Origin of the sequence: Geodermatophilus sp. CPCC 205761, from assembly GCF_051383655.1 — a bacterium.
Classification (GTDB): Bacteria; Actinomycetota; Actinomycetes; order Mycobacteriales; family Geodermatophilaceae; genus Geodermatophilus.
Map to the genome: position 1 here is coordinate 42,449 of NZ_JALPKQ010000027.1, position 12,094 is coordinate 54,542.

Here is a 12,094-nt window from a genome sequence, read left to right on the forward strand (position 1 = left end):
GTCACCCGAACGTGCGCGTTATCACCCGGGTGGGTGGACGACCAGCCCCTCCCCGGCCGCGCCCGCACCCACCGTCACCGCCGCGGGTGGACCGGCGGGCCCGGGGACGGCCGTGCGGGCGGGTCCGGCGGTGCGGCGGCCGCCGTCACGTAGCGTCGCGGGGTCAGCCCGCCGTCCACTCGAGCAGTCGGTCGGCCGGCCAGGTGTTGACCACGGCCTCCACCGGCACGCCGCACTCCACGGCCCGCTCGCAGCCGTTGCCCTGCCAGTCCAGCTGACCGGGCGCGTGCGCGTCGGTGTCGACGGCGAACTCGCAGCCGAGGTCGACCGCGAGGTTCAGCAGCCGCATCGGCGGGTCGAGCCGCTCGGGACGGGAGTTGATCTCCACGGCGGTGCCGTGCTCGACGCACGCGGTGAAGACCGCCTCGGCGTCGAAGGTGCTCTCCGGCCGCGGGCGCTGGCGCCGTCCCTCGCGCTGCTCCCGGGGGATGAGCAGCCGGCCGGTGCAGTGCCCGAGGACGTCGGTGTGCGGGTCGGCCACGGCGGCGAGCATCCGGGCGGTCATCGCGGCGCTCTCGGCCCGCAGGTCGGAGTGGACGCTGGCGACGACGACGTCGAGCCGGCCGAGCAGCTCGTCGGTCTGGTCGAGGCTGCCGTCGACGTTGATGTCGCACTCGATGCCGGTGAGGATGCGGAACGGCGCGAGCTCCTCGTTCAGCGCGGCGACGACGTCCAACTGCCGCTCCAGCCGCTCCGGCGAGAGCCCGTTGGCGACGGTCAGCCGGGGGGAGTGGTCGGTGAGGGCCATGTACTCGTGGCCCAGCCCGATCGCCGCCTCGGCCATCTCGCGGATCGGGCTGCCGCCGTCGGACCAGTCCGAGTGCACGTGCAGGTCACCGCGCAGCGCGGCGCGGAACTCGGCGACGTCGTCGGCCAGCGGCACCAGCTCGCCGTAGGTCTCCTCGAGCCGGGCCAGGTACTCGGGGACCTCGCCGGCGTGCGCCTGCACGATCGCCGCACCCGTCTTGGGACCGATGCCCCGCAGGTCGGTGAGCGTCTTCGTCCGGATCCGCCGGTCCAGCTCGTCGGGGCCGAGGGTGTCGACGACAGCGGCGGCGGTGCGGAACGCCGCCACGCGGTGCGTGGGCTCGCGGGCGCGCTCCAGGAGGAAGGCGATCCTCCGGAGCGCGTCCGCGGGGCGGAGCGGGTCGCTCAGCGGGAGGCCCGCTTCGCCTTGCGCTCGGCCTTCTTGTGCGCCTTGGCCGCGCGCTTCTGGGCCTTCTCGTAGTTCTTCTCGGTGGTGTCGGCGGCCTTGCGTGCCGCGCGGCGGGCCCGGTAGCCGACCGACGGCTTGCCCTCGGTGTCGACGGCGGCGATCAGCAGCCCGCCGAGCAGGCCGAGGTTCTTCAGGAAGTGGATGGTCTGCCCGGCCTTCTGCTGCGGGTCGTCGTACTCCCAGAAGCGGTGCCCGGCCAGCGTCGTCGGGACGGTGCTGACGGCCAGGGCCAACGCCGACAGCCGCGGCAGCTTGCCGAGCGCGAACAGCACCCCGGCGCCGACCTTGACCGCCGCGTCGATCTTGACCCACTGCTCGACGTCGCGCGGCACCTGCACCGGCAGCTGCTTGTCGGCCTGCTCGGTGATCGTGTCGACGACCGGCTTGGCGCCCGCGACCCGCGACTGCGGGTGGCGGAGGGTGTCGACGCCGCCGAAGACGAACGTGGCGGCGAGCATCGGCCGGGCGATCCGGCGGACCAACATGGTGGGGACCTCTTTCCGTCGCGGTGCGTGTCAGGCCTGCGGTGCCCCGGGTCGCGCCGGGACAACCCCTGCTCGGGACCGTAGTGAGGTGGCCGCCACTCCGCCGGTCGACGGCGGCCGTCAGTCCGTCCGCGAGCAGTAGACGGTGAGCGTCGACCGCTTGCGGAAGTCGAACTCGGTCGCCCGCTCCCCGGCCTCGCCGTCGTAGGCCACCTGCAGCGGCCCCGACCGGGAGACCACCCGCACCCGCTGCGCCTGGCACTCCGCGTAGCCGGAGCTGTGGTCGCTGACGCCCAGCAGCGAGCCCAGCACGGCGCGGGTCCGGCTGAACCGCACGTCGGCCCGCAGGTACTGGACGTCGAGCAGCCCGTCCTCCAGCCGCGGGCGCCAGGCCGGCGCCAGCCCGCGCGGGGTGTAGCGGCCGTTGCCGACGAAGAGGATCCAGACGAGCACCGGGCGGTCGTCGAGGAGCAGCGACACCGGCGTCCCGTGGTGGAGGGTCCGGGCGGCGGCGACCGCCATCGCCGCCCACTTGCCCATGCGGCCGGCCAGTGCGTCGCGCCGGCGCACCATCTCCGGGTAGCTGCCGATGCTGGCTGTGTTGAGGAACGGCGTCCCGTTGACCTCGGCGACGTCCACCTCCACCGCCGCACCCGCGGCGACCGCCTCGGCGGCGTGCTCGACGGTGTGCACGCCCACGTCGCGGGCGAAGTGGTTGAGCGTGCCGGCCGGGAGGACCGCCAGCGGCAGCCCGTGCTCGAGCGCGACGGCGGCGGCCGCGGCCACGCTGCCGTCCCCGCCGGCCACCCCCAGCGCCCGCGCCCGCCCCGACGCGGCGGCCTCGGCGAGCAGCTCGCCGACCGTGGTGTCCTCCCGCAGTTCGAGGACCTCGGCGCGGGGGAGCAGTCGGCCGACGTCCTCGGCGGGGTCGTAGTCGTCGGGCCCCGACCGCGGGTTGACCGCGATCACCAGCCCCTCGCCGTCCGGCAGCGCCGGCGCGCTGCCCGCCGTCCGCACCCGGGCCGGCGTCGTCGGCCGAACCCGCCACCAGATCCGGGTCCCCATCGCGACCGCCGCGCCGACGGCCAGGCCGGCGACGACGTCGCCGGGGTAGTGCACGCCCACGTGCACCCGGGAGTACCCCACGGCCAGCCCGACCGGTGCCAGCGCCGCGCCCGCGACCGGGGCCTCGAGCGCGACGCCGGTGACGAAGGCGGCGGCCGACGCGGAGTGGCCGCTGGGGAAGGAGTGGGTGGTCAGCGACCGGTGCAGCAGCCGCTGGACCGGGTGCGAGCCGAGGTCGGGGCGCCGGCGGCCGAACACCCGCTTGAGGACGGCGTTGACCAGGCTGCTCGACATCGCCAGCGACCCGAGCCCGCGGATCGCGCCGCGCCGCAGGGACCCGCGGCGGGTGAGGAGGAGCGCGGCGACGACGAACCACAGCTTCCCGTGGTCGGCGGTCGTGGTGAGCCGGCGCAGCCAGGTGTCGGCGGCGCGGGAGGTGGGCAGGCCGCCCACGAGGGAGTGCAGGCGGGCGTCCCAGTGCCGGGCGCTCCGCATGGCAGGGAACGCTAGCCGGTGCGGAGTCGTTCGGTGACGGTTTCCGCGCTCGAGCGACTCCGCTCAGGCCTTGCGGCGGGCGCGATAGGCGGCGACCGTCGAGCGGCTGGCGCAGGTGTTGGAGCAGTACCGGCGGCTGGCGTTGCGCGAGGTGTCGACGTAGACGTCGTCGCAGCCCTCGGCCGAGCAGATGCCGATGCGCTGCCACCCGTGCTGGACGACGACGTGCGACAGGCCCATGGCGACCGTCGTCGTCAGCTGTTCGAGGACGGGGGCGTCGGCGCGGGCGTAGTGCAGGTGCAGCTCGCCGTCGTGGTCGGTGGCGTAGGGCTTCGGGTGCGCCAGCTCGAGCAGGTCGTTGAGCCGCTCGATCACCTCGGCCTGCGACGCGGCGACCGCGACCGCGCGCACCAGGTCGGCGGTCGCGGCGGCGTGCGCCGCCGCGGCCGGGTCGAGGTCGAGCGCCGTGCCGGGCTCGAACCACTCGTCGTGGGCGCGCAGGAAGGCCCCGGCCCACTCCGGCCCGGCGTCCCGCTCCGCGTTGGCGAGGTCTATCGCCAGCTCGACGGCGGAGGACCCGTAGGTGTCGTAGTCCATGGCACTCCCTACCGTCTCGCGGACGCGTCGGCACTGTAGGCGTCGTCACTCATTTGACTCCCTACCTCTGCGTCCCTAGCCTGTAGGTGGTCAACGAGTCTTGACCCCCTACCCTTCCCGTGCGTCCCCTGAAGCGAGTTCGTCGTGCGTGCCTATCTGAGCGTCTGGCGGCTGCCGTCCGCCCCGGTGCTGCTCGTGGCCGGCTTCGCCGGTCGCCTCCCCTCGGCGATGGTGCCGCTGGCGCTGCTGCTCATGGTGCAGCAGCAGACCGGTTCCTATGCCGTGGCCGGGCTCGCGGCGGCGACCTACGGCATCGCGATGGCCTGCATGGCCCCGGTGCTGGGCCGGCTGGCCGACCGCCGGACCCCGCGGCCGGTGCTGCTGGCCCAGGCCGGCGTGTACCCGCTGCTGCTGACCGCGCTCGTCGCGGCCGTGCTCGGGGGTGCGCCCACCCCCGTCGTCGTCGGCGCCTCCGCGGCGGCCGGCGCCGCGACGCCGCTGGTCTCCGGTGCGGTGCGGGCACTGTGGTCGCGGGTCGACCCCGCGGTGCGCCCGACCGCCTTCGCCCTCGACGCCACCGCGACCGAGCTGGTCTTCGTGGCCGGCCCCACCGCGGTCGCGGCGCTGACCGTGCTCGCCGGCCCCGCGTGGGCCGTGGGGATCGCCGGGGTGCTGGCGGTCGCCGGCTCCCTGGGCATCGCGACGTCGCGGGCGATCCGCGACTGGGTGCCGACACCGGCCGCGGAGCGGACCAGCCCGTTCACCACGGTGCTCGCCCCCGGCATGCCGCGGGTGCTGGTCAGCGGCTCGGCGCTGATGCTCGGGTTCGGCGCGCTCGAGGTGGCGGTCCCCGCGTTCGCCGACGCCGCGGGCTCGCCCGGGATGTCCGGCGTCCTGCTGGCCCTGTGGTCGCTCGGGTCGGTGGCCGGCGGGCTGTGGTTCGGCGCCCGCGTGGTGAGCGCCTCCCTGCCGCGGCAGTACCGCTGGCTGCTGCTGGGCGTGACGATCGGGCTCGCGCCGCTCACCGCGGCGTCCAGCCCGTGGGTGCTCGGCGCGCTGCTCTTCCTCGGCGGGACGGCGATCGCCCCGACGCTGACCGTGCAGAACTCGCTGGTCGGTGCGCTGGCGCCGGCGCACGCCACCACCGAGGCGTTCACCTGGCTGTCGACGATGGCCACCGGCGCCTCGGCGGTCGGGGCGGCCCTCGGCGGCGCGCTCATCGAGGGCCCGTCCGGGGTCAGCGGCAGCCTGCTGCTGGCCGTCGCCGGGGCCGCGCTGGCGGTCACGGTGACGCTCGTGCCCGGCCGTCGCGGGGTGCGCCGTCCGGCGGGGGAACTGGCCGCGGTCTGACGCCCCCCGCTGCCGGGGCCTCCCGCGGCGCTGGTAGTCTCTCTCCTCGGTGGTTCCGAGGGGACTCGGACCCCGGGAGGCTTCGCCTAGTCCGGTCTATGGCGCCGCACTGCTAATGCGGTTTGGGTTAATCCCCATCCCGGGTTCAAATCCCGGAGCCTCCGCGCACGACAACTGAACACCGGCACCCGTAGCTCAACGGATAGAGCATCTGACTACGGATCAGAAGGTTAGGGGTTCGAATCCCTTCGGGTGCACGTCTGGTTGAGACAGCACCGCGGCCCCGCCCTCCTCGGAGGTCGGGGCCGCGATGTTCTGTGCGGTCAGCCGACCTCGCGCCAGAAGGCGTCGACCCGGCGGTTGAACTCCTCGGGCACCTCCTGGAAGGGCTGGTGCGCCTCGCCGTCGAGCAGTTCGAACCGGGCCCCCGGGATCGCGTCGGCGACGGCACGGCCGTAGGGCGGCGGGACGATGATGTCGGCACTCCCGGCCAGGACCAGCGTCGGGACGGCGATCTGCGGCAGCCGGTCGGCGGTCGTGTGCTCCCAGAACGCATCGGCGAACCGCTGGAAGGACTCGGGCGACTGCGGGTACGGGAAGGCCAGCGCCTCGTCGACCAGCTTGTCCACGGTGCCGTCCTCGTGCGCCCGGCGGGTGTAGACCCAGCGGAAGAATGCCTCGAGGAACGCGCGCTCGCCGGGTGCATGCCCGGCCATCCACAGCCACGAGCCGACCAGGTGGTGCCAGAACACGTCGGGGCGCCCCCAGGTGCTGACCAGGACGAGGCTCCGGACCGCCTCGGGGTGGCGGAGTGCCAGCTCCTGCGCGATGAGGGCACCGCCCGAGTAGCCGGCGACGTGGGCGGCGCCGATGCCCAGGGCCCGCAGCACCCCGGCCGCGTCGTCGGCCAGGTCGCCGACGGTGTAGCCGGTCTCGGGGCGCACCGACCGGCCCACGTCGCGGTTGTCGAAGGCGGTCAACCGGTAGTCGCCGGCCAGGCCGTCGAGCTGGGCCTGCCAGGCCTCGAGGGGGTCGCCGCCGCCGTTGACCAGGAGGACGTCGGGCCCCGCGCCGCTCTGCTCCACCCAGATGTCGTTGCCGTCCACCTGCACCGCTCGGCCCATCTGCCGGCCCTCCGGAAAGGGGCCGGAACCCGCCCGGCCCGGCCTGTGGGAGGCGACCAGCGTCCAGCGCAGCGGCGCGCGGGTGCCAGGGTCGCCGGTCCCTACGACCGGGAACCGGCCGGCGGACGGCGCCGCGTCGGCCCTCACGGCTTCCAGATGGCCAGCACGGCGGCGACCACCAGCGCGGTGCCCGAGACGAACCCAGGGAAGAGGAGGTCGACGGGGATGCGGCCGAGCCGCTCGGACAGGTCGGCGTCCACCTGGCGGGCCAGCCGGGCGGCCTCGGCGACCTGCGGCTGAAGCAGCACCGGGACCAGGGCGACCAGGACGACGTTGATCACCAGCTTTCCCAGCACCCACCGGGTCCGGACGACGCCCCAGCGGCTGGCCAGCCCGAGCAGCAGCCCGGTGCCGAGACTGCCCAGGCCCACGGTGAGCAGCACCGGCACGGCGAAGGTGTGCAGTGCCGTGTAGGCGGACGCCACGAGGAACGGGTCGTCGGCCGTGGCGGCGGTGACCGCCAGCACCGCGACGACGACGTCGACGCCCAGCCAGCCCATCGAGCAGGCGAGGTGCACCAGCAGCACCCCGCGCCGGGTCGAGGGGCCCAGGCGCAGGCGGATCGCGGGGGCTCGGGTCGAGGTCATCGCGGTGTCCTCGGGGAGGGGGCGGGACGCCGTCGACGGTACGACAGATCGTAAGGTACCGAAAGGTAAGGTACCGAACGGATGCGGTAGTCTGCCCCCGTGCCGCGCCCTCCCGGCGGTCCGCCGATCGGGCTGCTCCTGCACCGCGTCGCCCGGGAGGTGAGCCGCGCCTTCGACGCCCGCCTCGCCGCTGCGGGCGGGTCGCGGACCACCTGGCTGGTGCTGCTCGCCCTGCGCTCCGGTCCGGTGGCGACCCAGCGGGAGCTCGCCGACGCGCTGGGCGTGCGCGCGGCCACGCTGACCCAGCAGCTCGACGCCATGGAGGCGGCCGGCCTGGTGGCCCGCGCCGCCGACCCCGGCAACCGGCGGGTGCGCCGGGTGGAGCTGACGCCAGCGGGCCGGCAGCTGTTCGACCGGCTGCGGGACGCCGCCCGTGAGCACGACGAGCAGCTGCGCGCCGGCCTGGACCCCGAGGACCTCGCCCGCGTGGCCGCCGTCCTGGAGAGGATGCGCCGCAACGTCTCCGGCAGCTGACCGACCGACCCCGCGCCGAGTCCTGCGATCTCGTGGTGATCAGCGGCTGATGGCCACGAGTTCGCAGGTCTGGGTGGCCAGCGGAACCGGCGCCGTCCGGCCGGCGGTCAGGCGCTCTGGAGCGGGACCTCCCACTCGACGACCGTCCCGGTCCCCTGCGGACCGGGACGGACGTCCGCGGTGCCACCGAGCCGCTGCGCGCGGGCCTGCAGGTTGGCCAGGCCGTTCCCCCGTGTGGACTCCGGGCGGAGGCCGACCCCGTTGTCGGTCACGGTCAGCCACAGCCTGCCGTCCTGTGCCGCGAGGCAGACCTCGGCCTGGGTCGCGCCGGCGTGCCGGGCGGTGTTGCTCAGGGCCTCGCGCAGCGCGGCGAGGACCTCCGCGCCGGCCGCGTCCGAGGCGAGGGTGTCGACGGCGCCGGAGAACTCCAGCGAGGGCGTGAACCCCAGGACCCGGGCGCTCTCCTCCGCGACGTCGATGACCCGGCCGCGGAGGGTGTCGGCGACCTCGGACCGACCGAGGTCGAAGATCACCGTGCGGAGCTCGCGGATGATGCGGTCGGTCTCCTCGATCAGCGGCAGGACGGCGGGCGCCAGCTGGGCGTGCCGCCGGGAGAGGGACGACAGCCCGAGGCCGAGCCCGAACACCCGCTGGATCGTCAGGTCGTGCAGGTCGGCCGCCATCCGCTCGTGCTCCTGCCGGAGGGTGAGCTCGCGCTGGGCGGCCGCCCGCTGGGTGGAGTGCGCCACGACGCTGGCGCGCATCCGGTCGACGGAGTCGGCGATGGTGGCGAACTCGCGGGGGCCGCTGGCGGCGATGGGCCGTCCGTGGTCGCCGGCGGCGACCGCCTGCACGTCGTCGAGCAACCGGTCCAGCGGGCCGGTGATCAGTCGCCGCCCCAGCGGGACGACGGCGACGGCGACGGCGAGGCCCAGGACCGCCGCGCCGATGGCCACGACGTTCGCCACCGTCTGGGCGGTGCCGATGGCGCTCAGCTGGTCCGCGGTCCGCTGGACGGCGTGCGCCTGCAGTGCGGCGAGCGCCGCCCGCAGCGTGTCGAACGCGGTCTTGCCGTCCATGGTCAGTGCCTCGAGCCGGCCGGCGGACAGCGGGCCCTGCCGCCGGGCGTCGATCCCGGGCTCGGACGTCCCGATGTGCCACTCCGCTCCCGCCGCGCGGACCGCGCCCAGGAGCTCCGTGCCGTCGAGGTCGTCGGCCAGCAGGTCCGCCAGCCGGCCCTCCAGCCGCTCGGCGTCCGTGCGGCCGCGCTCCTGGGGCTCGAGGAACTGCGCGTCGCCGGTCAGCAGGTAGCCGCGCAGGCCGGTCTCCTGGTCGACGTAGGCGGTGGCGAGGTCGGTCGCGGCCTGCCGGGCCGGCAGCACGCGCTCGCCGAGCTCGCTCTGCGCGGAGGCGACCGCGGCACGTGCCAGCCCGGTCGCGGTCGCGCTCGCCACCACGAGGACCACGAACACGCCGACGAGCCACCCGACGGCGCCCCGCAACGTGCGCATGCGGAGGATTGTGCTGGTCAGCCGCCGTGCCGCCAGCCCAGCCGACGAGGCGTGACCGCCGGTCACCGAACGAGGACGCGCGGTCTCGGAACCGGCCGGGGTGGTTGAGGGGCGGGGGGCCGGTCCTGACGGTCTGGCCGCGTTGGTCGGTCCACCCAGCAGTGGGTGGCCACTCGTTGCCGGCTACCCCCGCCCACGCACACTGTGACCCCGGCCACACGACGGGGTCAAGGGCGACCCGGCGTGTCGTCTCAGGGCACGCGGCGCAGCGCCTCCGGGCCCAGCTGACCGACCGACGCGTGCCCGGTGAGACCCAGCGAGAGGTCGAACTCGGCGAGCACGTCGGCAACCACCTGCCGCACGCCGGCCTCCCCGGCGAGCCCGAGACCCCAGGCGAACGGCCGGCCCAGCAGCACCGCCCGCGCACCCAGCGCCACCGCGGTGAGGACGTCCGCGCCGCTGCGCACCCCGCTGTCCAGCAGCACCGGCGCGCGGTCCCCGACCGCCGCCACCACGTCGGGCAGCGCGTCGAGCGCGGCGATCGACCGGTCCACCTGGCGCCCGCCGTGCGTGCTGACGACGACGCCGTCCACCCCCTCGTCGAGCGCGCGGCGGGCGTCGTCGGGGTGCAGCACGCCCTTGAGCAGGATCGGCAGCCGGGTGCGCTCCCGCAGCCAGGCGAGGTCGGCCCAGGTGATCGACGGCCGCGAGTAGATGGCCAGGAAGGTCTCGACGGCCGCGCGCGGGAGGGGTGAGCGCAGGTTGTCCAGGAGCGGTCCGGGCCAGGCTCGGGCCATCCTGACCAGCGCGCGCACCGCTGCCGCCGTCGGTCGCGGCTGCCGGTCGCGGGCCGCCGGGGCGCTCGCCCGCTGCTCGACCAGCCGCCGGAAGACCGGGTCGGAGGTGTACTGGGCGATGCCCTTGCCGAGCGCGAACGGCAGGTGGCCGAGGTCGAGGTCGCGCGGGCGCCAGCCGAGCATCGTGGTGTCGAGGGTCACGACCAGCGCGTCGCAGCCGCAGGCCTCCGCGCGGGCGACCAGGCTCGCCACCAGCTCGTCCGACGTCGACCAGTAGAGCTGGAACCACCGCGGCGCGTCCCCCATCTCGGCGGCGCACCGCTCCATCGACACCGAGGCCTGGTTGGAGAACACCATCGGCACGCCGAGCCCGGCGGCGGCCCGCGCCACGGCGAGGTCGGCCTCCGGGTGCACCAGCTCGAGCGCCCCGACCGGGGCGAGCAGCAGCGGCGCGGGCAGGCGTCGCCCGAACAGCTCCACCGACGTGTCCCGGACGCTCGCGTCCCGCAGCACGCGGGGGACGACGGCCCAGCGGTCGAACGCGGCCCGGTTGGCCCGCTGCGTCGCTTCGCCCCCGGCCCCGCCGGCCACGTACGCGTAGGCGCGGTTGGTCAGGTGCGCCTTCGCGCGGCGCTGCAGGGCCCGGGCCGCCGTCGGCACCCGCGGCCGGCGGCCGTAGACCCCGGCCCGGTACACCTCGTCCTGCCGGCGGCGCCCGGTCCCAGCGGCAGAGTCCATCGGCTGACCGTAGTGAGCCCTCCGTCACACCCCGCCGCGGACCTCGGTCGACAATTCTCCCGACACGCCGTGCAGACACGCGCGACTGACCGGTAACCCGGCGTCAGGGAGGCGTCACGGACGTCATCATGGGTGGCGTACCGGCACAGCGCAGCTGCGCCGGGCGGGGATCCAGGGGGACAGTGCACGTGCCGGTCGCAAGCAGAGCCGTCCGGGGCGCCGCCACCGTCGCGGGCCTGTGCGTGGGCCTCGCGGGTGCCGGCCTCATCGGCGCCGCCCCGGCGCTCGCCGTCGACGACCCCGACCGCCCCGGTGCCCGCGTCACGCACGGCCCCAGCTGCCGGCCCGGTGGCGTCGTCGTCGAGATCACCGGCGGCGTCGTCGCCTACGAGGTCACGCTGGCCACCAGTCGCGCGTCCGCGGGTGAGGACGCCGCGGTGGTGCAGCCGGGCGAGGTCGTGGTGCTGCGCACCGGCGACGTCGACTGGGGCGAGACGATCGACCCCGACCTCCGGTACACGTCGATCGACGGCACCGACGCCTACGCCGACGAGCTGCAGGGCTACAGCTTCACCCGCCCGGCCGCCGAGGACTGCGCGGCGATCACCCCGCCGACCGGCGCCGCGCAGGTGCCCCCGATCGGGACCCCGCCGGTGCTGGCGGCGCCCGTGGACGAGGTCGAGCCGGTCCCGGGCCGCGCCGGGGCCGGGGTCGAGTCGCCGGTGGTCCCGGCTGCCGCGGCCACCGACCTGCCGGTTCCGGACGGCGGCACCTCGTGGCCGCTGCTGGTCACCGGATCGGCGCTGCTCGCCACCTCCATCGGGCTGGCCCGCGCGGCCGGCCGGCGGCGGGCGCAGCCGCCGGGCCCCGTTCCTCCCGGGAGCGCCTGAGCGCGACGTCGGGAACGATGGAGGGGTGCACCTCCCGGAGGACGCCCTCGCGCCGGACGTCTCGCCCGCCGACGTCCCGCGGGACGCCGCCGCCCTCCCCGGGGTCGCCCCTGGCCCGGCCGAGACCTGGCTGCGGATCGTCCAGGTGCACGACCGGATCACCCGGCGCGTCGACTCGGCGCTGCACCGCAAGCACGACCTGTCCCTCACCGGGTTCGAGGCCCTGCGGCAGATCGCCGACGCCCCCGGTGAGCGCGCCACGATGGGCGAGGTCGCCGAGGCGCTCGGACTGTCCCGGGCGGGCGTGACCAGCACGGTCACCCGGCTGGTCGCCCAGGGCCTGGTCACGCGGGAGCGGACGGCGGGGGACCGGCGGCTCCTGCACGCCCGGCTGACGCCGGCCGGCCGGGCGAAGGTGGCCGAGGCCACGCCCACGCACGACGACCTGGTCGCCCACCTGCTCAGCCTCCTGGGGGACGACGCCGCCACCGTCACGAACGCCCTCGCTCGTGTCTCGGCCGCGGCCCGGACCCGCCGCTGACGAACGGCCCCTCGTGGCCTCGTCCAGGGCAGCGCCCCGGGCGT

Annotated in this window: 12 protein-coding genes and 2 tRNA genes; 6 read left to right on the forward strand and 8 right to left on the reverse strand. The window is 75.7% G+C overall.

What is annotated here, in order from left to right:
• Window positions 1-163 precede the first annotated feature (163 nt).
• From MY526_RS16745 to MY526_RS16760, 4 genes are all read right to left on the reverse strand, one after another.
• Window positions 164-1,216 carry a PHP domain-containing protein gene (locus tag MY526_RS16745; RefSeq protein ID WP_436704613.1) on the reverse strand — a complete coding sequence of 351 codons (1,053 nt, stop codon included), beginning with the start codon at window positions 1,214-1,216 and terminating at the stop codon, window positions 164-166.
• Entirely contained in the window at window positions 1,213-1,761 is a 549-nt protein-coding gene (locus MY526_RS16750) for a DoxX family protein (RefSeq protein ID WP_436688961.1), read from the reverse strand. Before MY526_RS16750 ends, MY526_RS16745 begins: the two co-directional genes overlap by 4 nt.
• 120 nt (window positions 1,762-1,881) lie before the next feature.
• Window positions 1,882-3,321, reverse strand: a complete 1,440-nt coding sequence (locus MY526_RS16755; RefSeq protein WP_436704580.1) for a bifunctional phosphatase PAP2/diacylglycerol kinase family protein — start codon at window positions 3,319-3,321, stop codon at window positions 1,882-1,884.
• Window positions 3,322-3,384: 63 nt separating this feature from the next.
• Window positions 3,385-3,918: a CGNR zinc finger domain-containing protein gene (locus MY526_RS16760; protein ID WP_436704582.1), complete on the reverse strand. Its 534-nt coding sequence runs from the start codon at window positions 3,916-3,918 to the stop codon at window positions 3,385-3,387.
• Window positions 3,919-4,062: 144 nt separating this feature from the next.
• On the opposite strand from MY526_RS16760, the gene MY526_RS16765 reads away from it, so the two are divergent.
• From MY526_RS16765 to MY526_RS16775, 3 genes are all read left to right on the forward strand, one after another.
• Entirely contained in the window at window positions 4,063-5,268 is a 1,206-nt protein-coding gene (locus MY526_RS16765; protein ID WP_436688967.1) for an MFS transporter, read from the forward strand.
• Window positions 5,269-5,343: 75 nt separating this feature from the next.
• A tRNA-Ser gene (locus MY526_RS16770) sits at window positions 5,344-5,432 on the forward strand.
• A 20-nt stretch (window positions 5,433-5,452) separates the two neighbouring features.
• A tRNA-Arg gene (locus MY526_RS16775) sits at window positions 5,453-5,525 on the forward strand.
• Between the two features lie 66 nt (window positions 5,526-5,591).
• Here the strand turns inward: MY526_RS16775 and MY526_RS16780 are convergent.
• Window positions 5,592-6,392: an alpha/beta fold hydrolase gene (locus MY526_RS16780; protein ID WP_436704584.1), complete on the reverse strand. Its 801-nt coding sequence runs from the start codon at window positions 6,390-6,392 to the stop codon at window positions 5,592-5,594.
• A 143-nt stretch (window positions 6,393-6,535) separates the two neighbouring features.
• On the reverse strand, window positions 6,536-7,039 hold the full coding sequence (locus MY526_RS16785; RefSeq protein WP_436704586.1) for a DUF2269 family protein: 504 nt from the start codon (window positions 7,037-7,039) through the stop codon (window positions 6,536-6,538).
• Window positions 7,040-7,138: 99 nt separating this feature from the next.
• Here MY526_RS16785 and MY526_RS16790 point away from each other — a divergent pair, with 99 nt between their 5' ends.
• Complete coding sequence (locus tag MY526_RS16790; protein WP_436688973.1) at window positions 7,139-7,573, forward strand: MarR family winged helix-turn-helix transcriptional regulator; 435 nt, start codon at window positions 7,139-7,141, stop codon at window positions 7,571-7,573.
• A 107-nt stretch (window positions 7,574-7,680) separates the two neighbouring features.
• Here MY526_RS16790 and MY526_RS16795 read toward each other — a convergent pair whose 3' ends face one another.
• Complete coding sequence (locus MY526_RS16795; protein ID WP_436688975.1) at window positions 7,681-9,084, reverse strand: CHASE3 domain-containing protein; 1,404 nt, start codon at window positions 9,082-9,084, stop codon at window positions 7,681-7,683.
• Between the two features lie 251 nt (window positions 9,085-9,335).
• A complete protein-coding gene (locus MY526_RS16800) occupies window positions 9,336-10,619 on the reverse strand; it encodes an alpha-hydroxy-acid oxidizing protein (protein ID WP_436704587.1) in 1,284 nt (427 codons plus the stop codon).
• 188 nt (window positions 10,620-10,807) lie between these two features.
• Between MY526_RS16800 and MY526_RS16805 the strand changes: the two genes are divergently transcribed.
• On the forward strand, window positions 10,808-11,509 hold the full coding sequence (locus tag MY526_RS16805; RefSeq protein ID WP_436688979.1) for a hypothetical protein: 702 nt from the start codon (window positions 10,808-10,810) through the stop codon (window positions 11,507-11,509).
• Between the two features lie 25 nt (window positions 11,510-11,534).
• The gene (locus MY526_RS16810) at window positions 11,535-12,050 is read left to right on the forward strand and encodes a MarR family winged helix-turn-helix transcriptional regulator (protein WP_436704589.1); all 516 of its coding nucleotides are present in this window, start codon (window positions 11,535-11,537) and stop codon (window positions 12,048-12,050) included.
• Window positions 12,051-12,094: the final 44 nt, after the last annotated feature.

What these genes read in the sequence shown, in the direction of transcription:
- MY526_RS16780 (WP_436704584.1), bottom strand. Translation starts at nt 6,392, where the DNA reads ATGGGCCGAGCGGTGCAGGTGGACGGCAACGACATCTGGGTGGAGCAG.
- MY526_RS16760 (WP_436704582.1), bottom strand. Translation starts at nt 3,918, where the DNA reads ATGGACTACGACACCTACGGGTCCTCCGCCGTCGAGCTGGCGATAGAC.
- MY526_RS16755 (WP_436704580.1), bottom strand. Translation starts at nt 3,321, where the DNA reads ATGCGGAGCGCCCGGCACTGGGACGCCCGCCTGCACTCCCTCGTGGGC.
- MY526_RS16750 (WP_436688961.1), bottom strand. Translation starts at nt 1,761, where the DNA reads ATGTTGGTCCGCCGGATCGCCCGGCCGATGCTCGCCGCCACGTTCGTC.
- MY526_RS16800 (WP_436704587.1), bottom strand. Translation starts at nt 10,619, where the DNA reads ATGGACTCTGCCGCTGGGACCGGGCGCCGCCGGCAGGACGAGGTGTAC.
- MY526_RS16785 (WP_436704586.1), bottom strand. Translation starts at nt 7,039, where the DNA reads ATGACCTCGACCCGAGCCCCCGCGATCCGCCTGCGCCTGGGCCCCTCG.
- MY526_RS16795 (WP_436688975.1), bottom strand. Translation starts at nt 9,084, where the DNA reads ATGCGCACGTTGCGGGGCGCCGTCGGGTGGCTCGTCGGCGTGTTCGTG.